Genomic DNA, 22,617 nt, shown 5'->3' on the forward strand with positions numbered 1-22,617 from the left:
CTACAGCGTTACTCGCTGCTGTCAACACCTCTTTTTCTCCGCTTTCGACCGAGAAGATCGAACCGTCAAAAGAGCCACACAACACCGCTCTTTCAACTCCTTCTGGGCTTCGATGATCTGAAGCAACCCGCTGTCGAAAACTGCGCAACTCATTGTTTACCAAGGAGTTTTCCGTTTCGACTGCGCCGGAAGTGGGGCGAATTATAGACTTCTAGAATCTGCCGTCAACCCCTAATTTAGCCTTTCTATCAATAACTTGCAGAAAGCCTGAAAACAGCGCGCCTCCCTCTATATAGAAGAGCAAAACCACGCCCTCTATATAGAAGGACTCCTCAAAGCACTCCAGCGTCCTTTAATGCAGTCACCGCACAAGCGTCCAGGCCCAACACCCGCTGCAGCACCGCCATCGTATGCTCGCCCAATAAAGGAGGCGCATTGCGGTACTCCACCGGTGTCTCGGACAAACGAATCGGGCTCGCCACCTGCGGCACCATCCCTGCCAAGGCGTGAGGCAGCTCAATCGCCAAACCGCGCGCCTTTACCTGAGGGTCGGCAAACACCTGAGCCAGATCATTGATCGGACCACACGGTACGCCTGCCCGCTCCAACTGCGACACCCACTCAGCAGTGCTCTTGAACACCGTAGCCTGGCGAATCAACGGAATCAGCACCGCACGGTTCGCCACCCGCAGCTTGTTGGTGGCAAAGCGCGGATCATCCGCCCACTGCGGCTGCCCGGCCACTTCCGCAAACTTGCGGAACTGCCCATCGTTACCCACTGTGAGGATGAAATCGCCATCTGCTGTAGGAAAGTCCTGATACGGCACGATGTTCGGATGTGCATTACCCAGCCGCTTCGGCGAATTACCTGTCGTCAGGTAGTTCATCGCCTGGTTAGCCAGACACGCAACCTGGACATCCAGCAACGCCATATCGATATGCTGGCCGCCACCGTCATGATCCCGATGCGCAAGCGCCGCGAGAATCGCCACGGTCGAGTAAAGCCCGGTCAAAATGTCCGTCAGCGCCACACCGACTTTCACCGGCCCGGCACCATCATCCCCTTCTGGCCGCCCCGTCAGACTCATCAGGCCGCCCAAACCCTGGATCATGAAGTCATAACCCGCGCGCTTGGCGTAAGGACCCGTCTGACCAAATCCGGTGATCGAGCAGTAGATCAGATTCGGATTGGCCTCCTTGAGCGACTCATAATCCAATCCATAAGCCGCCAGACCACCGACCTTGAAGTTCTCGATCAGGATGTCTGACTTCGCTGCCAGCTCACGCACCAACTTCTGCCCCTCCGGGCGAGTGAAGTCGATGGTCACCGATTGCTTGTTGCGATTGGCCGACAAGTAGTAGGCGGCCTCGCTGGTGTTCTCACCATAGGCGTCCTTCAGAAAAGGTGGCCCCCAGGCGCGCGTGTCATCGCCATTGCCCGGACGCTCGACCTTGATCACCTCGGCGCCAAGGTCCGCCAGTATCTGACCGGACCACGGCCCGGCCAGCACCCGCGACAAATCCAGTACCCGTAGATGCGAAAGCGCGCCCATGGCCGTTCTCCTATTAATAGAACGCCTGGAGGCCGGTCTGCGCACGACCAAGGATCAGCGCGTGGACGTCATGCGTACCTTCATAGGTATTCACCACTTCCAGGTTGACCAGGTGACGCGCCACGCCGAATTCATCGGAGATACCGTTACCACCCAACATGTCTCGCGCCATACGAGCAATGTCCAGGGACTTGCCGCAAGAGTTGCGCTTCATCATCGACGTGATTTCGACCGCAGCGGTGCCTTCATCTTTCATACGACCCAGGCGCAGGCAGCCTTGCAGAGCCAAGGTGATTTCGGTCTGCATGTCAGCCAGTTTCTTCTGGATCAATTGAGTAGCAGCCAATGGACGACCGAACTGCTGACGATCCAGGGTGTATTGACGAGCGGTGTGCCAGCAGAACTCGGCCGCGCCCAGCGCCCCCCAGGAAATGCCATAACGTGCCGAGTTCAGGCAAGTAAACGGGCCTTTCAAACCACGGACGTCAGGGAAGATGTTCTCTTCAGGGACAAACACGTTGTCCATGACGATCTCACCAGTGATGGATGCACGCAGCCCCACTTTGCCGTGAATGGCCGGCGCGCTCAGGCCTTTCCAGCCTTTCTCCAGAACGAAGCCACGGATGTCGCCCTCGTCGTCCTTGCCCCAGACCACGAATACATCGGCAATCGGGCTGTTGGTGATCCACATCTTGCTGCCGGTCAGGCTGTAGCCGCCTTCCACTTTGCGTGCACGGGTAATCATCGCGCCCGGGTCGGAACCGTGGTTAGGCTCGGTCAGACCGAAACAGCCAATCCACTCGCCCGAGGCCAGTTTTGGCAGATACTTCTGCTTCTGGGCCTCAGTACCGAATTCATTGATCGGCACCATCACCAAAGAGGACTGCACGCTCATCATCGAGCGATAACCCGAATCGACGCGCTCAACTTCACGAGCAATCAGACCGTAGCTGACATAGTTCAGACCGCTGCCGCCATATTGCTCAGGGATAGTTGCACCCAGCAGGCCGACTTCACCCATTTCACGAAAGATCGCCGGGTCGGTCTTTTCATGACGGAAAGCTTCAAGAACACGTGGCGCGAGCTTCTGCTGAGCGAATTGCTCGGCAGTGTCGCGGATCATGCGCTCTTCTTCGGTGAGCTGTTGATCCAGCAGCAGGGGATCGATCCAGTTGAAGCTAGCTTTACCGCCCATGAGTGTGTCCTCTCGAATCGGGTCAAATAACGTGGACTGATCCTAGGCCGGGTTCGGCGTTACCACAAACGAGGATTTTGCATACTGTTGTGCTAATTTCTCACTCCGAAACATCGCGAAGCAGTTTTTTGTACGATGTATTAGTGAGGTTGACGTACATGCGCAGGAAGATCCCCAGCACAACCGCCCTGGTCAGCTTTGAAGCAGCGGCACGCCACGAGAGCTTTACCAAGGCAGCCCAGGAACTTTCCCTCACTCAGGGAGCGATCTGTCGACAGATCGCCAGCCTTGAGGAGTTCTTGAGTGTGGAATTGTTCCGACGCTCGCGGCGTGGAGTGAAGCTGACTGAAGCCGGGCTTTCCTACAGCCGTCGGGTAGCAACACAGCTGGACGCCGTAGAGCGCGACACCCTGTCAGTGATGGGCCAGCAGGGTACCAACGTGATTGAACTGGCGGTCGTGCCAACCTTCGGCACCCAGTGGCTGCTGCCAAGACTCAAGGACTTCCAGCAAAAACACCCCGAAGTGACAGTCAACCTCACTAACCGCACACGCCCGTTCCTGTTTGCCGACACAGACTTCGATGCCGCCATTTACTTTGGCGATGCAGACTGGTCAGGCACTGAATCCCACAGGCTGATGGGCGAAAATCCCATGCCTGTATGCAGCCCCAACCTACTGGGCAAAAGGACAAGCCTCACACCCGCTGAAATCGCCGAACTGCCCTTGCTGCAACAGACCACCCGCCCCTATGCCTGGCGCCAATGGTTCAACTCGCAAAACCTTAATATCCCCCGCGACATGACAGGGCCGCGCTACGAGCTATTCTCCATGCTTGCCCAAGCGGCGATGCATGACATGGGGATCGCCTTGATCCCGCCGTTCCTGATTCAGCGCGAACTGGCGGAGAAGCGGCTGGTGATTGCAAACGTTCAGGCACTGTCCAGCATCAAGGCGTATTACCTGATGATTCCTGATCGAAAGGTCGAATCTGCGTCTTTGAAGGCCTTTCGCGACTGGCTGGTAAATCAGGCACAAAGCTACAGCCTAGAAGGATAAAGGCTTAGCCTCATTAGCTGACCCCGTAGTCAATAAACTGAAAGCCCTACAGATATAAGTATTTGTCGCATATTCGCAGACTGTACCGAGAAGCTGTACAAACGTCCCACAAGCGCCTAAAAACGTGGCCTTGAGCCGCTATTGGATGGCAATAACACTGCATTCACCGTACCGATGTGTAATTTCTTGAATTTTGGCGAAAAACCTTACAAGGCACGGCCTGCAAGGGATTGAAGCGGTTGGTTGCGACATTCGGTCACGGGGTGACTTGTAGTTAATTTTCCGTCACCCGTCATAATCCCTTGAAGGGCACAAAGTTCGCCTGCAAAATGCCGCGCCCCGCCCTGATTTGGCGGGATCGTGCTGATCGGCCGCCCCAGCCGCACCATCCGAAGTGCCTGGGTTTACTCAATAAGATCACGCAGGAGATTTGACGTGCACATTGGTGTTCCTCTCGAAACCCAGACGGGTGAAACACGGGTTGCTGCAACCCCGGAAACCATCAAGAAGCTGATCGGCCAGGGTCATAAGGTCACTGTGCAAAGCGGCGCCGGCATTAACGCCAGCGTTGTCGACAGTGCTTATGAAGCGGCAGGCGCAACCATTGGCAGCGCCAACGATGCGTTTGGTGCCGAGCTGATTCTCAAGGTGGTCGCACCCAGCGACAGCGAACTCGCTCTGATCAAGAGCGGCACCGTTGTGGTGGGCATGCTCAACCCGTTCAGCAATGAAACCATTGCCAAGCTGGCTGAGTGCGGAATCACCGCGTTTGCGCTGGAAGCCGCGCCACGCACCTCCCGCGCCCAGAGCCTGGATGTGCTGTCTTCGCAAGCCAACATCGCCGGCTATAAAGCCGTGTTGCTGGCCGCTCACCATTACCCTCGCTTCATGCCGATGCTGATGACCGCTGCGGGCACCGTGAAAGCGGCGCGCGTGCTGATTCTTGGCGCCGGGGTAGCCGGTTTGCAGGCGATCGCTACGGCGAAACGTCTGGGTGCGGTGATCGAAGCGTCCGATGTGCGACCTGCGGTTAAAGAGCAGATCGAATCCCTCGGTGCCAAGTTCGTCGACGTGCCTTATGAGACCGATGAAGAGCGCGAATGCGCCGTCGGTGTCGGCGGTTACGCACGTCCAATGCCGGCGAGCTGGATGCAGCGTCAGGCCCTGGCCGTGCACGAGCGCGCCAAGCAGGCTGACATTGTCATCACCACGGCTCTGATTCCGGGCCGCAAGGCACCGACGCTGTTGAGCGCGGAAACCGTGGCGCAGATGAAGCCAGGCTCGGTGGTCATCGACCTCGCCGCAGCCCAGGGCGGCAACTGCCCGCTGACCGTAGCCGATCAGGTTGTGGTCGAGAATGGCGTGACCATTTGCGGTCCTACCAATCTGGCCGGCGCGGTCGCGGCAGACGCTTCGGCCCTGTACGCACGCAACCTGCTGGACTTCCTGAAGCTGGTCTTCAACAAAGAAGGCCAGTTCGAAGTGAACCTAGAAGACGACATCGTCGCCGCGTGCCTGATGTGCCGCGACGGCCAAGTCATCCGCAAAAACGCCTAAGCAGGGATTCAGACGATGGAAGAGCTTATCTCCCCCGGTATCTACAACCTGATCATCTTCGTGCTGGCGATTTATGTCGGTTATCACGTGGTCTGGAACGTTACACCCGCGCTGCACACGCCGTTGATGGCGGTCACCAACGCCATTTCGGCGATCGTGATCGTCGGCGCCATGCTCGCCGCGGCGCTGACCGTTACACCACTGGGCAAAACCATGGGCACGCTGGCCGTGGCCCTGGCGGCAGTGAACGTATTCGGTGGCTTCCTGGTGACCCGCAGGATGCTTGAGATGTTCAAGAAAAAAGCCCCGAAAGCCGTAAAAGAAGAGGCGCCTAAGTAATGAGCATGAACCTCGTAACGACGCTCTACTTGATCGCGTCCATCTGCTTCATCCAGGCCCTGAAAGGCCTGTCGCACCCGACCACGTCGCGTCGCGGCAATCTGTACGGCATGCTCGGCATGGCCTTGGCGATCCTCACCACCGTAGGCCTCATCTATAAGCTGGGCGCTGAGCTGGCCACCGCCGGTATCGGTTACGTCATCGTCGGCCTGTTGGTCGGCGGCACCGCCGGCTCGATCATGGCCAAGCGCGTTGAAATGACCAAGATGCCGGAACTGGTCGCCTTCATGCACAGCATGATCGGTATGGCCGCGGTGTTCATCGCGATCGCCGCTGTTGTCGAGCCGCAATCGCTGGGCATCGTCAAACAATTGGGTGATTCGATTCCTGCGGGCAACCGTCTGGAGCTGTTCCTGGGTGCCGCCATCGGTGCAATCACCTTCTCTGGTTCGGTGATCGCGTTCGGCAAGCTCTCGGGCAAGTACAAGTTCCGCCTGTTCCAGGGTGCACCGGTACAGTTCGGCGGCCAGCACAAGCTGAACCTGCTGCTGGGTCTGGCGACACTCGCGCTGGGCGTCACCTTCATGCTGACCGGCAATCTCAGTGCCTTCGCGCTGATGCTGGTGCTGGCCTTCGTGATGGGCGTCCTGATCATCATCCCGATTGGCGGCGCAGACATGCCGGTTGTGGTGTCGATGCTTAACAGTTACTCCGGTTGGGCAGCAGCGGGTATCGGCTTCTCGCTGAACAACTCGATGCTGATCATCGCGGGCTCGCTGGTGGGTTCCTCCGGTGCGATCCTCTCGTACATCATGTGCAAGGCGATGAACCGTTCCTTCTTTAATGTACTGCTCGGTGGTTTCGGCAATACGGCCGATGCCGGCCCGGCTGGCGCCAAGGAAGCCCGCCCGGTGAAATCCGGTTCGGCCGACGACGCGACCTTCCTGCTGACCAACGCCGATACCGTGATCATCGTTCCAGGCTACGGCCTGGCGGTAGCACGGGCGCAGCACGCACTGAAAGAGCTGACCGAAAAGCTGAGCCATCGTGGCGTGACCGTGAAATACGCGATCCACCCGGTGGCGGGCCGTATGCCTGGCCACATGAACGTACTGCTGGCCGAGGCTGAAGTGCCTTACGACCAGGTGTTCGAGATGGAAGACATCAACTCCGAGTTCGGTCAGGCCGACGTGGTGCTGGTGCTCGGCGCCAACGACGTGGTCAACCCGGCGGCGAAGAACGATCCGAAATCGCCGATTGCCGGGATGCCGATTCTCGAAGCGTTCAAGGCCAAGACGATCATCGTCAACAAGCGTTCGATGGCCAGCGGTTATGCCGGCCTGGACAACGAACTGTTCTACCTCGACAAAACCATGATGGTCTTCGGCGACGCCAAGAAAGTCATCGAAGACATGGTCAAAGCCGTCGAGTAAAAACTGCTCCAGCGCAATACCCAAAACCTCAGCCTTTAGTAGGCTGGGGTTTTTTTATTCCCCGTGAAACCCGACCAAAGGCTCTAAATCAGGGGTCTGCATTCGACCATGGTAGCGGGAGGATTTTTTTTGAAATCACTAGACTGCACACCTTGCTTCCGTTGCCCGAGATAACAATCCATGTACCGTGATCGTATTCGCTTGCCTTCGTTGTTGGATAAGGTGATGAGCGCCGCTGACGCTGCCGCTCTGATTGAGGACGGCATGACCGTCGGCATGAGTGGTTTCACGCGCGCCGGCGAAGCCAAAGCCGTGCCTCATGCATTGGCCGAACGTGCCAAAGTCACCCCGCTGAAAATCACGCTGATGACCGGCGCCAGCCTGGGCAACGACCTTGATAAACAGCTCACCGAAGCCGGCGTCCTGTCGCGACGCATGCCGTTCCAGGTCGACAGCACATTGCGCAAGGCGATCAACGCCGGCGAAGTGATGTTTATTGACCAGCATCTTTCAGAAACCGTGGAGTCGCTGCGCAACCAGCAGCTGAAACTGCCGGACATCGCCGTCATCGAGGCCGTGGCGATCACTGAGCAAGGCCACATCGTGCCGACCACTTCGGTGGGCAACTCGGCCAGCTTCGCGATTTTCGCCAAACAGGTGATCGTCGAGATCAACCTGGCGCACAACCCGAACCTCGAGGGTTTGCACGACATCTATATCCCGACGTATCGCCCGACCCGCACGCCGATTCCGCTGGTGAAGGTGGACGATCGCATTGGCAGCACCGCCATTCCGATCCCGCCTGAAAAGATCGTCGCGATCGTCATCACCAATCAGTCCGACTCGCCGTCGACGGTGCTGCCACCGGACGTTGATACCCAGGCCATTGCCGACCACCTGATCGACTTCTTCAAGCAGGAAGTGGCGGCTGGGCGCATGACCAACAAGCTCGGCCCATTGCAGGCCGGCATCGGCACCATTGCCAACTCGGTGATGTGCGGACTGATCGATTCACCGTTCGAAGACCTGACCATGTATTCCGAGGTGTTGCAGGACTCGACCTTCGACCTGATCGACGCCGGCAAGCTGAGTTTTGCGTCTGGTAGTTCGATCACCTTGTCGAGCCGCCGCAACGCTGATGTGTTCGGCAACCTGGAGCGTTACAAGGACAAACTGGTCCTGCGTCCGCAGGAAATCTCCAACCACCCGGAAGTGGTGCGCCGCCTTGGGATCATCGGCATCAACACTGCGCTGGAGTTCGACCTGTACGGCAACGTCAACTCTACCCACGTCTGCGGCACACGAATGATGAACGGCATCGGTGGCTCGGGCGACTTCGCGCGTAACGCGCACCTGGCGATCTTCGTGACCAAGTCGATTGCCAAGGGCGGCGCGATCTCCAGCGTGGTGCCGATGGTCAGCCACGTCGATCACACGGAACATGACGTCGACATCCTCGTGACCGAGGTCGGCCTGGCGGACTTGCGCGGGCTGGCACCGCGGGAGCGGGCTCGCGTCATCATCGATAACTGCGTACACCCGGACTATCGCCAGGCGCTGGATGACTACTTCACCGCCGCTTGCGCCATCGGCGGGCACACGCCACATATCTTGCGAGACGCCCTGAGCTGGCACATCAACCTGGAAGAAACCGGTCGAATGCTGACGGTGTAATTGATACAGATAGCCGCTGTCGCAAACACAGTTTCGACAGCGGACTATTGCCAGGCAGAAATGTGTTTAAAACTGTACTGCTGTACTGGTCATTTCCTACCGTAACGCCCTACCTTTTCGACCCGAATCACCAAAAACGCACCATAACAGTGCCGACAGGTACAGTTGCCTCAATTTAGACCAGTACACCACCCTTTAACAGTTAACTGGTCCCTCACAATACAGGTGAACTGTATCTAGAGAGACTGGCCAAACGAGAGGATCATTGGCATCAGTTAAACCACTACCTAATCCCGCCACAAGCGGAAGGATGAAAACCATGGAACGTACACTCAGTTCCGATCTGTTCTTCGAAGACACCGCTGCAAAAACCCAGGCTTCCATGCCTCTGCGCGTTATCGCCAACCTGATGCTGTGGCAGCGCCGCATCTCCAGCCGCCACCAACTGGCTCGCCTGGATTCGCGTCTGCTGGCTGACGCCGGGATTAGCGAAGCACAACGCTACGAAGAGCTGAGCAAGCCGTTCTGGCGCTAAGTTAGCGTCGCTGGCTCTGATCTTTAAGGTCAACCGCCAGCACCCGAATTGAACAAACAAGACTCGTCGTGGGAAACCACGACGGGTTTTGTCGTTTTGGGGTGATGAAATCCTCAAAACAATAAGCACACTCAACAACAGGTACAGTTTGATTTTATTCAAAACTGAACCAGTACAATTTCAAGTGTGTGTGTCTGTCTTGGCGAACCGGGCGGGATCATCATGAAATCCCGACCTGCCCGCAAAAGGACTGCACCATGGATCATCCACTGGATCTCCCCGCGACCACTTCGCAATCCAAGCCTCGGTTTACCTGGCTTGGAAGATTGTTCAGAGGCTTCGCCAGCAGCCTCGAAAGAGCCAGAACCCGGCGTTTACTGGCGCAACTCGACGGCAGGCAGCTGTCTGACCTGGGCATCAGTCATTCAGATCGTGTCAAAGAATTGGATAAGCCGTTCTGGCGCTGATGTCCGCCTGAACAGACGGGACTGTGCGAATCGACACCTACAGGCCTAATATCAAGCCAGAACGTGGCGATGACTGCGCGACAGGCGTCTGACTCAACAGACACCGCGCCACCTCTCAATCGGTTTACCAAAAGGAGTTACACCATGTCCCGTCTTCGTCTGCTCAGCGCTGCAGCCCTGCTTGCCGTGGCTGCCAATTCCCACGCCACCAGCTTCATCGTGACCACCGATGCCGTCGTCGGTGCACTCAAGGCTACGTCCGATGCCACTTCCGATGTCACCTCGTCCTTTCGCGATGACAAGATCGTACGCGCGGCCCGTGACGACGCCGCCAGCTTCGTCGCCAGCGAAGGTGCCATTCGTGGCGTGAAACTGGAAAGCGCACTCGACCACATTCGCCACCAGGCCCCTCAACTGAACGCGACTGACGCACAACTGGCTCAGGCCATCCTGACGATCTAACCAGGCACCATCCATATCCGGGACACGCCCGACGTGTCCCGATGTTTCGGCGCTGGCTCTAAACCGGGCGTTGCGCTAGCCTTGGGACTCGCTTTCAACTGTCGAGTCTCATGCGTTTTCTTACCTGTCTGTTGATCACTCCGGTTCTCATGGCGGCCAGTTGGGCAAGCCAGGCCCATGCCTTCGACCTGACGACGCAAGGCGTCGTAGCTACGGGCTACGCCACAAGCATGGTGACCTCCGCACCCTTCGACCGTAAGCTTCTGCTCGCCGCCAGGGATGACGCCGCTTCATTTATCGCCAGTGACGGCCAACTGCGAGGCGCACAACTGGAGTCGGCCCTGATTTACCTGCGCCAGACCCAGCCAAAACTTCATGCAAGCGACCTTGAACTGGCACACGCTATTCTCGTCCAATAGTTATCCTCGTTCCTCCGGAGTCGTTCCATGCGTAGCCCGCTGATTGTCGCCACCCTTGGCCTGCTGCTGTTGGCCGATGTAACCCAGGCGCACACCCTGGTTGCCACCAGCAACATCCTCATCAACGCCACTCGCCGGACCCTTGATTTCACTTCCGATACCACGACGTCCATCCGTGACGCGAAAATCGTTCGAGAAGCCCATGACGATGCCGCCAGTTTCGTCGCCAGTGATGGCGATATCCGGGGCGCGCACCTGGAAGCAGCGCTCAACCTATTGCGCACCCGCGTGCCGGAAGCTCGGGACGCCAGTGATCAGGTCATCGCCGAAGCCATCCTCGCACTGTGAGGTCGCTAAATGCCTGGCTTCTGATGGGGGCCATGTTGCTGCTCGGCAACACGGCTCAGGCCGGACTGCAATTACAGCTCAAGACCGAAGGCCTGAGCCCCGCGCAACAGCAGGCCAGCCAGGCACTGCTTGATGAAGCCATGCAGGCGTTGCCGCCGCGGTTCATCGAGCAACTCGACCGGCGCATCGACGTTGGCTGGACCGATGACATGCCGAGCAATGCCTACGGCCAGGCGTCGCTGGTGTCCGAGCTCGACCTGAACCGCAACCTGCTCGCCAGCCTCACCGACGGCAGCGCCGCAACCAAGAAGACTTATCGCCCCCACGGCACCGTGCGCAGGGAAATGCTGGCCACGGTGCTGCACGAACTCACCCACATCTATGACCGCTCGCGTTTTTGGCCAGCCGCCGAACGCACGCTGATCCAGCGCTGCACCCGGCGCACCAACAGCTCCGGCCTGATCGGCATTCCGGATGAATGCCGTGGCCAGTCCGATCGACGCTTTACCCTCAGCGATGACCCGCGCCTGCTCGACCTCGCTGGCTGGCCGCAATACGTGGGCCGTCGCGGCGAGCGCGAACAGTACAACCGCCAGATCGCCCGCAGCCCGGACATCTACGAGACCAGCAGTCCCAAAGAGTTCGTCGCGGTGAACATGGAGTACTTCCTCCTCGACCCGAGCTACGTCTGTCGCCGCCCTGCGCTCTACCGCTACTACAAAGAACATTTCGGCTGGGCTCCCGCCGCCAAAGACACCTGCGGTAAATCGTTCGCCTTCCTCAATGCCGGTAACGACTTCGCCAAACAACCTCTGGGCCAGGTCGATCCGGAGCGGGTGTATGCCGTGGATTATCTGTTGGCCGAAGCCAACCAGAACTGGGTCAGCCGCTGGGGCCACAGCATGTTGCGCCTGGTGATCTGTGCTCCCGGCCGGCCACGAGGGCCGGATTGCCGGCTGGATCTGGATCAGCACCTGGTGTTGTCCTACCGCGCCTTCGTCGGTGATGTACAGCTGTCGAGCTGGGATGGATTGGTCGGCAAATACCCGTCGCGCCTGTTTGTCCTGCCGCTGGCCCAGGTCATCGATGAGTACACCAAGACCGAATTGCGCAGCCTAGCCTCGGTGCCGCTGAACCTGTCGCGCACCGAGATCGAAGACGTGGTGGAACACGCCGCCGAGATGCACTGGAGCTACGACGGCAATTACTTCTTCCTGTCCAACAACTGCGCGGTAGAAGGCCTGAAGTTGCTGCGCAGCGGCACCAACAACGCAAAGCTGGTCGGGCTGGACAACATCATGCCCAACGGCTTGCTGGAAGTGCTCAAGGGTCGCGGCCTGGCGGATACCAGCGTGCTGGACGATCCTCGCGAAGCGCTGCGTCTGGGCTATCGCTTCGACTCTTTCCGCGATCGCTATCAAGCGATGTTCGAGGTGCTGAAAAAGCACCTGCCGATCAAACAGGACAAGGTCGAAGACTGGCTGGCCTTAAAGGCTGAAGAGCGTCGTAAATGGATTGATCAGGCTGACCTGCGCACCAGCGCGGCTTTGCTGCTACTGGAACAGGCCGCTTTCCGACAACAACTGGTGCTGGCCCAGGACGAAGTGAAGCAACGCTATCTCGGTGCCCGGGAATTGAAGAGCGGCGGTATGGACAAGGCCAATGCGACGTTGAAGCAGATTCTCGCCAACAGCGGCTTCCTCAGTCGTCCGGCGGAGCTGCTCGGTACCGGCGGTTATGGCTTGCCGCAACCCAGCGAGTGGCAACGCCTGGAATCGGAAAGCAGCCTGAGGCAAAAGCAGCTCCAGGCGCTGACCGGCGACCTGGACAAGGAAGTGAGAGCGCTACTCGACCCGAGTCGTGCGGCGGAGATGGCTGCCAACGAAGCCAACCTGAAGCAGGTTGGCGAGCATTTGCGTAAATTGCACAAAGCGGCGGGAGGGTTGGAGTTGCCGTAGTAATTGCTGCCCACTGTAGGAGCGAGCCTGCTCGCGATGGACTTGAAAGCGCCGGGTTCCGTCGGGAAACACGCGTTATCGTTAACGACCATCGCGAGCAGGCTCGCTCCTACAGTTTCATCACGTCAGAGCACCCCTTCCAGAATTTCATAGACGATCCCGGTACCCACGGCGATCAGCACAATGTCGCCCCCCGCGCGGCGCCATTCGTAACCCTGGTAATACGGCAGCCGACTCAGCGCGCGGTTGTCCAGGCGTTCGCCGTAATAACCATGCGGCAACGGCCGACCACGCTCCAGATGTATGCCTGGAGGTGGCGACGCACCCCGTACGAAGTAGCCATGATTGTCATGAATCGTCTGGCGCACCGGACCAAAGTCCCGTGGCGGAGGGCCGCCGCGATGGTTGTCCTGCGGGCCGCGATGGTCATCGCCACGGTTATCGTAATGGCCCTGTTGCTGACCGCCGCGGTCGTGATCGTCGCGCTGATCGGCGCTGGCGTGCAGCAACGGGGTGGCACTGAGCATCAGCACACCCAGGCTGGCAATCAGACGTTTCGGCATTTTCATCGGGTCTTTCCTCACGGCACACACAGCAAAAAGGGCTTCAGAACGTAGTCCTGAAGCCCTCGGTCTTGCTGTTTAGTCTGTACCGCGAGGCTCTAATTCCTCTGTATCAGGAACTTTACCTTCAGCTGACGCGGGCCTGACGCACGCCATCGGCCAATGCCGCGCAAAGACTCAACACGCCATCGACCGCTTGATCCGGCGTCGAGGCATTGGCGATGTGATCGATCAACGCCGAACCCACCACCACACCGTCGGCCAGACGCGCGATGGACGCTGCTTGCTCCGGTGTACGAATACCGAAACCGATGCTGATCGGCAGATCGGTGTGGCGGCGCAGACGGGCCACCGCTTCTTCAACGTGCTCCAGCGTCGCCGCGCCGGCACCGGTCACACCGGCCACAGACACGTAGTAAACGAAACCGGAGCTGCCGTTCAAGACCGTCGGCAAACGCACATCATCGGTCGTCGGGGTGGTCAGACGAATGAAGTCCAGACCGGCAGCCTGGGCCGGGTCGCACAGTTCGCCGTTGTGCTCGGGCGGCAGGTCGACAACGATCAGGCCATCCACGCCGGCCTCTTTGGCATCGGCGATGAAGCGCGGTACGCCGTACATGTGGATCGGGTTGAAGTAACCCATCAGCACCAGCGGCGTATCGCTGTTGCCTTCGCGGAACTCGCGAACCATTTGCAGGGTTTTCGCCAGGTTCTGTTTGGCGCCCAAGGCGCGGATGTTGGCCAGTTGGATCGCCGGGCCGTCAGCCATCGGATCGGTGAAAGGCATGCCCAGCTCGATCACGTCAGCGCCAGCACCAGGCAAACCTTTGAGGATCGCCAGGGAAGTGCCATAGCTCGGGTCGCCGGCGGTGACAAAGGTCACCAGGGCGGCGCGGTTTTGTTCCTTGAGTTCGGCAAAACGCGTTTGCAGGCGGCTCATCAGTGTTTCTCCTGCTGGGACTGCACTTGTTGAGAGTTTTCCATGTGGTGCATCACGGTTTGCATGTCTTTGTCCCCACGACCGGACAGGTTGACCACCATCAGGTGATCTTTCGGCAGGGTCGGTGCGCGTTTGAACACTTCGGCCAGGGCATGGGCGCTTTCCAGTGCAGGAATAATCCCTTCCAGGCGGCAGCATTTGTGGAACGCGTCGAGGGCTTCGTCGTCGGTTACCGAGGTGTATTGAACGCGACCGATATCATGCAACCAGGCGTGTTCCGGGCCGATGCCTGGGTAGTCGAGGCCGGCGGAGATCGAGTGGGCGTCGATGATCTGGCCGTCGTCATCCTGCAGCAGGAAGGTCCGGTTGCCATGCAATACGCCCGGTACGCCGCCATTCAGGCTGGCCGCGTGCTTACCGGTCTCGATGCCGTAACCGGCCGCTTCGACACCAATGATTTCGACGCTCTTGTCGTCAAGGAACGGGTGGAACAGGCCCATGGCGTTGGAGCCACCGCCGATGCATGCGACCAGGCTGTCTGGCAGACGACCTTCCTGGGCTTGCAGTTGGTCACGGGTTTCCTTGCCGATAACGGCCTGGAAGTCGCGAACCATCGCAGGGTAAGGGTGCGGACCGGCCACGGTGCCGATCAGGTAGAAGGTGCTGTCGACGTTGGTCACCCAGTCACGCAGCGCTTCGTTCATCGCGTCTTTCAGGGTGCCGGTGCCGGCCACGACCGGGATCACTTCGGCGCCCAGCAGTTTCATGCGGAACACGTTGGCTTGCTGACGCTCGATGTCGGTGGTGCCCATGTAGATCACGCAGTCGAGGCCAAAACGCGCCGCCACGGTAGCCGTCGCAACGCCGTGCATGCCGGCGCCGGTCTCGGCGATGATGCGTTTCTTGCCCATGCGCCGCGCCAGCAGGATCTGGCCGATGCAGTTGTTGATCTTGTGCGCGCCGGTGTGGTTCAGCTCTTCACGCTTGAGATAAATCTTCGCGCCGCCACAGAACTCGGTCAGGCGTTCAGCGAAATAGAGTGGGCTTGGACGTCCGACATAGTCGCGCTGGAAGTAGGCCAATTCTTCTTTGAATGCCGGATCTTCCTTGGCCGCTTCGTACTCGCGGGCCAGATCGAGGATCAACGGCATCAGGGTTTCGGCGACGTAGCGGCCGCCGAACGAGCCAAACAGGCCGTTGGCGTCGGGGCCGTTGCGCAGATTAGTCTGGGTCATGGGTCGCTCCGGTTGAATGGGTGAGATGAAGCTTTTGAAAAGAGAGTGGGCTTAACTCTACCCCTGACGCCTCAGGCTGAAAACCGATAAGATCGCCACAACCTGTCAGGAAAACTCACAGATCCCATGAGCCACGACCTTCCCCCGCTGAACGCGCTTCGCGCCTTCGAAGCCACTGCCCGCCTGAACAGCGTCAGCCAGGCCGCCGAACAGCTGCACGTCACCCATGGTGCCGTCAGCCGGCAATTGAAAGTGCTCGAAGAGCATCTCGGGGTGAGTCTGTTCATCAAGGAGGGTCGCGGCCTTAAACTCACAGATGCCGGCGTGCGATTGCGCGACGCCAGCGCTGAAGCCTTTGAGCGCTTGCGCACGGTCTGCGCCGAGCTGACCCAAAGCACCGCCGACGCGCCGTTCGTGCTCGGCTGCTCGGGCAGTCTGCTGGCACGCTGGTTTATTCCGCGACTGGGGCGGTTGAATGCTGATCTACCGGACCTGCGCCTGCACTTGTCCGCCGGAGAAGGCGATCTCGATCCCCGTCGTCCGGGGCTGGACGCTTTGTTGGTGTTCGCCGAGCCGCCATGGCCTGCGGACATGCAGGTTTACGAATTGGCCAGCGAACGCATCGGCCCGGTCATGAGCCCACGCTTCGCCGATTACGAACTGCTTCAACAGGCGCCAGCAAGTGCTCTGTTGAAGCAGCCGTTGCTGCACACCACTTCCCGTCCGCAGGCCTGGCCAAGCTGGGCGCAGCAAAGCGGCCTCGACGCCAAAGCGTTGAAGTACGGGCAGGGCTTCGAGCATTTGTATTATTTGCTGGAGGCGGCAGTGGCCGGTCTCGGTGTCGCGATTGCCCCTGAACCTTTAGTCGCCGAGGACTTGAAGGCAGGTCGCCTGGTTGCGCCGTGGGGTTTCAGCGAAACCTCGGCGCAACTGGCGTTGTGGCTACCCAAGCGCGCCGCGGACGGACGCGCTCGGCAACTGGCGCAGTGGCTCAAAAACGAACTGCGCCAGACGGATTAATCGCCGCGTTTACACAGCAGATAGGCTGCGAGCAGACCCAGTGCGCCCACCGCGACACCGGCTGTAGTCCAAGGGTGCTCCTGGGCGTAGTCCCGAGTGGCGATCCCGGTTTCACGGGTTTTGACTTTGACTTCTTCGTACGCATCGCTGAGCAAATGTCGCGAATGCTTGAGGGCGCTCTCGGCATTGGCTTTCAGCGCCTTGAGGGTTTTACGCGACTCGTCCGAGGCGTCGTCCTTCAGGTTCTCCAAAGACTTCAACAGACTCTCGATCTCGGCTTCCATGCTTTGCAATGAGGCTTTACGTAAAGAGGTATTGGCCATGGTGGCTCTCCTGCATTGATGATGAGTGGCGTGTGTTGGTTGGGACTTCAGAGGTTCAAGAAAGTGCAGTAAATCTGAACTTCTGCCTCTTGAAGGCCGGCAGAAGTAATACGAAAAATCACTGCTAGGCTGTATTTCACACCCTGAGGAGAACGCCCATGACTGACCATCACACTTACAAGAAAGTCGAACTTGTCGGCTCATCCACCAGCAGCATTGAAGACGCCATCAACAACGCGCTGGCCGAAGCCAGTAAAAGTCTCAAGTACATGGAATGGTTCGAAGTGACCGAAACCCGCGGGCACATCAAGGACGGCAAGGCAGCGCACTTCCAGGTGACGCTCAAGGTCGGGTTCCGGATTGCCAGCAGCTAGGATTGAGCTAGTCTTCTGAACTTGCGCGCTGGCCGAGTGCCATAGGGAATGGCAAAGCGCTACATGAGTGCATCCGGCTGATGGCTGGATGCTCCCTTTGATCCGACCAGGGAATGCGACCGATGAAGAAGTTTATGTTGGCGGTAGGTTTGTTGAGCCTTGCGGGCGCGGCGTTTGCTGACGGCAAGGCATGCGAAGAGCTGAAAGCCGAAATCGCAGCGAAGCTGGATGCCAAAGGCGTTTCTGGCTACTCACTGGAAATCGTTGATAAGGGCAGCGCTGCTGGCGGAAAAGTCGTCGGCACCTGTGAGAAAGGCACCAAGGAAATCGTCTACAAACGGTAGGCCGATTCCATCGTTAAACGAAAAAGCCGACGCAATGGCGTCGGCTTTTTTATGCGCGCTGTTTAAGCGTCAGCCTTTCATGACCTGCGCCAGCAGCTCATAGGAATGCACGCGATCGGCATGTTCATACAGGTCGCAGGTAAAAATCAGCTCGTCTGCCTGGGTCTGCTCGATCAATACGTCCAGCTTGGCGCGGATTTTCTGCGGGCTGCCCACCATCGCCAGTCCCAGGAAATCATGCACCGCGTCTTTCTCATGGGGCAGCCACAGGCCATCCATGGTTTTCACCGGTGGACGCTGGACCAGGCTTTGACCACGCATCAACGCGAGGATGCGCTGGTAAACCGATGTCGCCAGATACTCGGCCTGCTCGTCGGTGTCAGCCGCTACCAGCGGAACGCCAAGCATCACGTAGGGCTTGTCCAGTACCGCTGAAGGCTTGAAGTGATTGCGATAGACGCGAATCGCCTCATGCATGAAGCGCGGTGCGAAATGGGAAGCGAACGCGTAGGGCAAACCGCGCTCACCTGCCAGTTGTGCACTGAACAGGCTCGACCCCAACAACCAGACCGGAACGTTGGTGCCGGTGCCCGGCATGGCGATGATTCGCTGGTCTGGCGTGCGTGGACCGAGGTAGCGCACCAGCTCCGCCACATCTTCAGGGAAATCATCGGCACTGCCGGAACGCTCGCGACGCAAGGCGCGTGCAGTCATCTGATCGGAACCGGGGGCGCGGCCCAGGCCCAGGTCGATCCGGCCCGGATACAGGCTTTCGAGGGTGCCGAACTGCTCGGCAATCACCAATGGCGCGTGGTTGGGCAACATCACGCCACCTGAACCGACCCGAATGGTCGACGTGCCGCCGGCCAGATAGCCCAGCAACACCGAGGTCGCGGAGCTGGCGATGCCGTCCATGTTGTGGTGTTCGGCCACCCAGAAGCGGTTGTAGCCAAATTTTTCGACGTGCTGCGCCAGGTCCAGGGAATTGCGCAGCGACTGGGCCGCGCTGCCGTTCTCGCGCACGGGCACCAGATCAAGGGTCGAGAACTTGATATCGGACAGTCGTTTCATAAACCTGCTTCTCCAGTTGAGGTCGCAGGTTTTTTCTTGCAAACGAAAACCTGCCGAATCCATAAGCGTGCTTCATGCAATGAGGGCATATACCCGAGTTTCAATAGCCGAGACAAAAAAACCTACGAAAACGGTAGGACTAATGAATTCAGGTGAACTTTGCACCGCCGTCTATCCTCAGAACCCTGGCAACCGAAAACCACGAAGGCGCGACGCTTCGCGCCGGATCTTGAGGAGGCAGACATGGCTATTACCAAGAAAGCATCGGCGCATTGGGAAGGTGACCTGAAAACCGGCATCGGCTCGATTTCCACCGAAACCGGTGTTCTCAGAGAAGCGCCCTACGGCTTCAAGGCACGTTTCGAAGGCGGTAAAGGCACCAATCCGGAAGAGCTGATCGGCGCGGCCCACGCCGGTTGTTTCTCCATGGCTTTTTCGATGATTCTCGGCGACGCCGGTCTCAAGGCTGACAGCATCGATACGAATGCCGAAGTCACGCTGGACCAGGTCGACGGAGGGTTTGCGATCACTGCGGTGAAGTTGATCCTGAAGGCGAAAATCCCTGGGGCGACCCAGGCGCAGTTCGAGGAACTGAGCAATAAAGCCAAAGAAGGCTGCCCGGTGTCCAAAGTGCTGAATGCGAAAATCAGCCTGGATGCCACACTGGTCAGCTAAATTTGTGTTGAAACGAAAAGATCGCAGCCTTCGGCAGCTCCTACAGATTGACTCGCCCCCTGTAGGAGCTGCCGCACGCTGCGATTTTTTTGCGCTGAAACAAAACCCGGCTGGCGTCCCTGTGGTCGAATAAATGACAGCAGTGAAAACGCATCAACCTGCGTGCTGCCTCAAAGGAGCTTCAACCATGAAACGTTTTGCCCTGGCGATTATCTGCACTGCACTGGCCACTTCGGCACTCGCTGCGCCCAAGGATTGCGAAGAACTCAAGAATGAGATCGAAGTGAAGATTCAGGCGAATGCCGTGCCCTCCTACACGCTGGAAATCGTGTCGAAGGAAGAGGCCGCCCAGCATGACGCCGCGATGGTCGTCGGCACTTGCGACAACGGCACCAAAGCCATCATTTACCAGAAGAACGACAGTTGATCCGCCTCACATGAGGCAATAGGACTCTCGATCTTCAGCGACGATTTCCCGCTTGGCGTTGTACAAACGAGCGCCGGGAGTGAACGCTATCGAACGGCCTTCCAGTACATAACGCTGGCCTGCTTCGAAATGATCGTAGTTGATGGTCAGGTAGCACAACCGTTCCGTGGGACCGCTCATCACACCAAAGCCCCCGCCACCGGGCACTTCAAAGTCGAATCGAACGACCAGCTCATGGCTGCCGGGCGTCACCTGGAAGAAACGCCCATCGCGCAGTCGCTGCTTGTCCAGTCTTTCGGCCATCAGCAACTTATCGTTGGGGAATGGCGTAGAAAACTCGACCCACGCCATCTGAGGATTGACCGCCGGTAACGGGCTCTGGCAACCGGCAAAGGCGCTTGCCGCGAGCAATAGCAATAACCTGCGCATGATGAATGTCCCGTGGATTGGACATTCAGCATAACGCCGATCAGGTCCGTTGACAGCCTGCCGGAGTACCTTGGCCTATCACTTTTCGCTGTTGGTCATAGAGCTTGGCCCACGGCCGAAAACCGATATTCCCTGCTTGCAGCTGATATTTCTCACCCGCGTTGAAATTGTTGAATTTCACATTCAGTTGGCAATCGCGCCATAGCGGCTCGGCGTCCGGCCCGATGTTGCTGGGATCGACCGGGAACAGATAACGCACCGTCAACTCATGACTGCCGGGCTGGACCTCGAAGTAGCGCTTGTCGGTGGAGGCCTTGTCATCGACTTCCAGCGCTTGCAGTGCGGTGTCTTCCTGCGGTGTATCGAGTTCGATCCACGCTTGAGACGGATCATGGTGGGGTAATCCGAATCCTGCACAGCCTGTCAGCAACAACAGGCCTCCCGTCAGCATCATCTTGCGCATAGCGGAGCTCCAGTCAGGCGGGATAGTCTTGCGGGAAGACTCTCCATGGATGATTTTATTTTGATCAGGCCGCTTCCAAGCCTTGGGTTACTTGATCGCGTTTTGCGTGTTTTGTTTCCGGGTGTGTTGTTTTTGTTGCTCAACGGTTGCGCCAGCGTCAGCTATTACGGCCAATTGGCCAGTGGTCAGCTGCAATTGCTGCGGGCTCGGGAGCCGGTTTCCGACGTGATTGCCGACTCCACCCGCGATCAAAAGCTGCGTGCGCATCTGGCCCAGTCGCAAAAGGCCCGGTCGTTTGCCAGCCTGCAGCTGCATCTGCCGGATAACCAGAGCTACCGTTTGTACGCCGACATTGGCCGACCGTTCGTAGTCTGGAACGTGTTCGCCACGCCGGAATTTTCCCTGACGCCGCAAAACCACTGCTTTCCCGTCGCCGGTTGCGTCGCCTACCGCGGCTATTACAACCAGAGCGCGGCCCGTGGTGAGGCGGCGTTGCTGCGATTGCAAGGTATGGACGTGTCGATCGGCGGCGTCGAGGCCTATTCGACGCTCGGCTGGTTCAACGATCCGATTATCAGTTCGATGATGGGTTGGGGCGATGAACGGTTGGCAACGTTGATCTTCCATGAACTGGCCCATCAGCGCTTTTATGTGAAGGACGACACGGAGTTCAACGAGTCTTTCGCCACGTTCGTTGAACAGGAAGGCACTCGGCAGTGGCGTGCCCATCGCGGGTTGGCGCCGGACAACGGCGCCCAGGCGCAGCGACGGGATCAGTTCATTCAGCTGGTTCTGGATACGCGCTCGCGACTTGAACAGCTGTATGCCCAGCCGCTACCCGCCGAACAGATGCGACAACGCAAAGCCGCTGAGTTCGAGCGGCTACGAGCCGAATACCGGCAGATACGCGACAGCCAGTGGGCTGGAGATAAACGCTATGACGCATGGATCAATGCGCCGATGAACAATGCGCGGTTGTTGCCGTTCGGTTTGTACGACCAGTGGGTGCCGGCGTTTGCGGCGTTGTTCCGGCAAGCGGGTGGGGATTGGGTGAAGTTTTATGCGGCGGTGGAGAAGCTTGGCGCTTTGGAGGTTACTGAGCGCAAGGCGGCATTAAAGACGTTGGCGGAATCGAAAATTTCCGGTGATTGAACGGACCCCTTCGCGGGCAAGCCTCGCTCCTACGGCTGTTCATCAGCCCTTGTAGGAGCGAGGCTTGCCCGCGAAGAGGCCCTTAAAGGTCACAACCAGATTGCATCCCACAGTGGATAATTCCCTACCTTCTCAACCAAACCCGCACGCAACGGGTTAGCGACGATGTAGCGAGCAACCGCCTGCAAGTCCTCTTCCTTTCGAATGGCGCGATCATGATAGCCGTGTTGCCAAACCGGACCTTGACGGCCAACTGAACGATTAAGCGTCACTGCAATGCGTGATTTGGTCCGAGCCATCAACTTGGGTAGCTGAGTATTTTGTAGCTCGATCAACCAATGAAAATGATCGGGCATGACGACCCAGGCTAGCGACGTCGCAAACTCTTCTCGCTCTGCCGTTCGAAAAGCATCAACCACCAAACGCCCATTGTAGAAGTCGCGGAACAACGGTTCTCGATTCAAAAGCACCGCTGTCAGTAGGTAAATCTGCCCGGACTCCGAATATCGTCCTGTGCGCAATCGGTGAGCGTGTTTTAACTCCGGCAATGATGATCCTCCTTGATCGTGGCCCGCCTCTTCAGGCTAGAACGACAAGAAGGGT

27 protein-coding genes are annotated in these 22,617 nt (G+C 58.4%); 17 read left to right on the top strand and 10 right to left on the bottom strand.

Annotation, left to right across the window (positions count from 1 at the left end; translation table 11 throughout):
* Nucleotides 1–332: 332 nt before the first annotated feature.
* Both IB245_RS16740 and IB245_RS16745 read right to left on the bottom strand, forming a co-directional pair.
* On the bottom strand, nucleotides 333–1,553 hold the full coding sequence (locus tag IB245_RS16740) for a CaiB/BaiF CoA transferase family protein (protein WP_192228096.1): 1,221 nt from the start codon (nucleotides 1,551–1,553) through the stop codon (nucleotides 333–335).
* A 13-nt stretch (nucleotides 1,554–1,566) separates the two neighbouring features.
* Nucleotides 1,567–2,748 carry an acyl-CoA dehydrogenase gene (locus IB245_RS16745; protein ID WP_008027768.1) on the bottom strand — a complete coding sequence of 394 codons (1,182 nt, stop codon included), beginning with the start codon at nucleotides 2,746–2,748 and terminating at the stop codon, nucleotides 1,567–1,569.
* A gap of 158 nt (nucleotides 2,749–2,906) precedes the next feature.
* Between IB245_RS16745 and IB245_RS16750 the strand changes: the two genes are divergently transcribed.
* From IB245_RS16750 to IB245_RS16800, 11 genes are all read left to right on the top strand, one after another.
* Entirely contained in the window at nucleotides 2,907–3,806 is a 900-nt protein-coding gene (locus IB245_RS16750) for a LysR family transcriptional regulator (RefSeq protein ID WP_192228097.1), read from the top strand.
* A gap of 435 nt (nucleotides 3,807–4,241) precedes the next feature.
* Nucleotides 4,242–5,363 carry a Re/Si-specific NAD(P)(+) transhydrogenase subunit alpha gene (locus tag IB245_RS16755; RefSeq protein WP_008027764.1) on the top strand — a complete coding sequence of 374 codons (1,122 nt, stop codon included), beginning with the start codon at nucleotides 4,242–4,244 and terminating at the stop codon, nucleotides 5,361–5,363.
* A 15-nt stretch (nucleotides 5,364–5,378) separates the two neighbouring features.
* Complete coding sequence (locus IB245_RS16760; protein ID WP_003187010.1) at nucleotides 5,379–5,702, top strand: NAD(P) transhydrogenase subunit alpha; 324 nt, start codon at nucleotides 5,379–5,381, stop codon at nucleotides 5,700–5,702.
* Nucleotides 5,702–7,135, top strand: a complete 1,434-nt coding sequence (locus IB245_RS16765) for an NAD(P)(+) transhydrogenase (Re/Si-specific) subunit beta (protein ID WP_192228098.1) — start codon at nucleotides 5,702–5,704, stop codon at nucleotides 7,133–7,135. Before IB245_RS16760 ends, IB245_RS16765 begins: the two co-directional genes overlap by 1 nt.
* 180 nt (nucleotides 7,136–7,315) lie before the next feature.
* Complete coding sequence (locus IB245_RS16770) at nucleotides 7,316–8,809, top strand: acetyl-CoA hydrolase/transferase family protein (RefSeq protein ID WP_008027760.1); 1,494 nt, start codon at nucleotides 7,316–7,318, stop codon at nucleotides 8,807–8,809.
* Between the two features lie 319 nt (nucleotides 8,810–9,128).
* Entirely contained in the window at nucleotides 9,129–9,344 is a 216-nt protein-coding gene (locus IB245_RS16775) for a DUF1127 domain-containing protein (RefSeq protein WP_007947887.1), read from the top strand.
* A 257-nt stretch (nucleotides 9,345–9,601) separates the two neighbouring features.
* Entirely contained in the window at nucleotides 9,602–9,811 is a 210-nt protein-coding gene (locus IB245_RS16780; RefSeq protein ID WP_192228099.1) for a DUF1127 domain-containing protein, read from the top strand.
* A 144-nt stretch (nucleotides 9,812–9,955) separates the two neighbouring features.
* Complete coding sequence (locus IB245_RS16785) at nucleotides 9,956–10,273, top strand: DUF2388 domain-containing protein (protein ID WP_008044656.1); 318 nt, start codon at nucleotides 9,956–9,958, stop codon at nucleotides 10,271–10,273.
* 110 nt (nucleotides 10,274–10,383) lie between these two features.
* A complete protein-coding gene (locus IB245_RS16790; protein ID WP_192228100.1) occupies nucleotides 10,384–10,692 on the top strand; it encodes a DUF2388 domain-containing protein in 309 nt (102 codons plus the stop codon).
* Between the two features lie 27 nt (nucleotides 10,693–10,719).
* Nucleotides 10,720–11,040 (top strand): DUF2388 domain-containing protein, encoded by a 321-nt coding sequence (locus IB245_RS16795; RefSeq protein ID WP_008027752.1) that lies wholly within the window; start codon nucleotides 10,720–10,722, stop codon nucleotides 11,038–11,040.
* On the top strand, nucleotides 11,037–12,998 hold the full coding sequence (locus IB245_RS16800; protein ID WP_192228101.1) for a DUF4105 domain-containing protein: 1,962 nt from the start codon (nucleotides 11,037–11,039) through the stop codon (nucleotides 12,996–12,998). Before IB245_RS16795 ends, IB245_RS16800 begins: the two co-directional genes overlap by 4 nt.
* A gap of 125 nt (nucleotides 12,999–13,123) precedes the next feature.
* On the opposite strand, the gene IB245_RS16805 is transcribed toward IB245_RS16800, so the two are convergent.
* From IB245_RS16805 to trpB, 3 genes are all read right to left on the bottom strand, one after another.
* Nucleotides 13,124–13,567: an anti-virulence regulator CigR family protein gene (locus IB245_RS16805; RefSeq protein WP_192228102.1), complete on the bottom strand. Its 444-nt coding sequence runs from the start codon at nucleotides 13,565–13,567 to the stop codon at nucleotides 13,124–13,126.
* A gap of 121 nt (nucleotides 13,568–13,688) precedes the next feature.
* On the bottom strand, nucleotides 13,689–14,501 hold the full coding sequence (gene trpA / locus IB245_RS16810) for a tryptophan synthase subunit alpha (protein WP_192228103.1): 813 nt from the start codon (nucleotides 14,499–14,501) through the stop codon (nucleotides 13,689–13,691).
* On the bottom strand, nucleotides 14,501–15,736 hold the full coding sequence (gene trpB, locus IB245_RS16815) for a tryptophan synthase subunit beta (protein WP_008027742.1): 1,236 nt from the start codon (nucleotides 15,734–15,736) through the stop codon (nucleotides 14,501–14,503). The genes trpA and trpB overlap by 1 nt, the downstream gene beginning before the upstream one ends.
* Before the next feature lie 126 nt (nucleotides 15,737–15,862).
* On the opposite strand from trpB, the gene IB245_RS16820 reads away from it, so the two are divergent.
* The gene (locus tag IB245_RS16820) at nucleotides 15,863–16,756 is read left to right on the top strand and encodes a LysR family transcriptional regulator (protein ID WP_192228104.1); all 894 of its coding nucleotides are present in this window, start codon (nucleotides 15,863–15,865) and stop codon (nucleotides 16,754–16,756) included.
* Here the strand turns inward: IB245_RS16820 and IB245_RS16825 are convergent.
* Nucleotides 16,753–17,079 carry a DUF883 family protein gene (locus IB245_RS16825; RefSeq protein ID WP_008027738.1) on the bottom strand — a complete coding sequence of 109 codons (327 nt, stop codon included), beginning with the start codon at nucleotides 17,077–17,079 and terminating at the stop codon, nucleotides 16,753–16,755. The genes IB245_RS16820 and IB245_RS16825 overlap by 4 nt on opposite strands.
* Nucleotides 17,080–17,237: 158 nt before the next feature.
* Here IB245_RS16825 and IB245_RS16830 point away from each other — a divergent pair, with 158 nt between their 5' ends.
* Both IB245_RS16830 and IB245_RS16835 read left to right on the top strand, forming a co-directional pair.
* Nucleotides 17,238–17,453: a dodecin gene (locus tag IB245_RS16830; protein ID WP_008027736.1), complete on the top strand. Its 216-nt coding sequence runs from the start codon at nucleotides 17,238–17,240 to the stop codon at nucleotides 17,451–17,453.
* A gap of 122 nt (nucleotides 17,454–17,575) precedes the next feature.
* Nucleotides 17,576–17,797 carry a DUF1161 domain-containing protein gene (locus IB245_RS16835; protein ID WP_192228105.1) on the top strand — a complete coding sequence of 74 codons (222 nt, stop codon included), beginning with the start codon at nucleotides 17,576–17,578 and terminating at the stop codon, nucleotides 17,795–17,797.
* Between the two features lie 69 nt (nucleotides 17,798–17,866).
* On the opposite strand, the gene IB245_RS16840 is transcribed toward IB245_RS16835, so the two are convergent.
* On the bottom strand, nucleotides 17,867–18,868 hold the full coding sequence (locus IB245_RS16840; protein WP_008027732.1) for an LLM class flavin-dependent oxidoreductase: 1,002 nt from the start codon (nucleotides 18,866–18,868) through the stop codon (nucleotides 17,867–17,869).
* A gap of 243 nt (nucleotides 18,869–19,111) precedes the next feature.
* Between IB245_RS16840 and IB245_RS16845 the strand changes: the two genes are divergently transcribed.
* Nucleotides 19,112–19,543, top strand: coding sequence for an OsmC family protein (locus IB245_RS16845; RefSeq protein ID WP_008152515.1), 432 nt, complete (start codon nucleotides 19,112–19,114; stop codon nucleotides 19,541–19,543).
* A 187-nt stretch (nucleotides 19,544–19,730) separates the two neighbouring features.
* Complete coding sequence (locus IB245_RS16850; protein WP_192228106.1) at nucleotides 19,731–19,970, top strand: DUF1161 domain-containing protein; 240 nt, start codon at nucleotides 19,731–19,733, stop codon at nucleotides 19,968–19,970.
* Between the two features lie 6 nt (nucleotides 19,971–19,976).
* Here IB245_RS16850 and IB245_RS16855 read toward each other — a convergent pair whose 3' ends face one another.
* Nucleotides 19,977–20,399, bottom strand: coding sequence for a hypothetical protein (locus IB245_RS16855; protein ID WP_008027726.1), 423 nt, complete (start codon nucleotides 20,397–20,399; stop codon nucleotides 19,977–19,979).
* A gap of 40 nt (nucleotides 20,400–20,439) precedes the next feature.
* Nucleotides 20,440–20,862: a hypothetical protein gene (locus IB245_RS16860; protein ID WP_008044667.1), complete on the bottom strand. Its 423-nt coding sequence runs from the start codon at nucleotides 20,860–20,862 to the stop codon at nucleotides 20,440–20,442.
* Between the two features lie 60 nt (nucleotides 20,863–20,922).
* Here IB245_RS16860 and IB245_RS16865 point away from each other — a divergent pair, with 60 nt between their 5' ends.
* Nucleotides 20,923–22,014 carry an aminopeptidase gene (locus tag IB245_RS16865; protein WP_192228220.1) on the top strand — a complete coding sequence of 364 codons (1,092 nt, stop codon included), beginning with the start codon at nucleotides 20,923–20,925 and terminating at the stop codon, nucleotides 22,012–22,014.
* An 89-nt stretch (nucleotides 22,015–22,103) separates the two neighbouring features.
* Here the strand turns inward: IB245_RS16865 and IB245_RS16870 are convergent, their stop codons facing one another.
* The gene (locus tag IB245_RS16870) at nucleotides 22,104–22,562 is read right to left on the bottom strand and encodes an REP-associated tyrosine transposase (RefSeq protein WP_192228107.1); all 459 of its coding nucleotides are present in this window, start codon (nucleotides 22,560–22,562) and stop codon (nucleotides 22,104–22,106) included.
* Between the last annotated feature and the right edge of the window lie 55 nt (nucleotides 22,563–22,617).

This window comes from Pseudomonas sp. PDM02 (assembly GCF_014852285.1).
Lineage (GTDB): Bacteria > Pseudomonadota > Gammaproteobacteria > Pseudomonadales > Pseudomonadaceae > Aquipseudomonas > Aquipseudomonas migulae.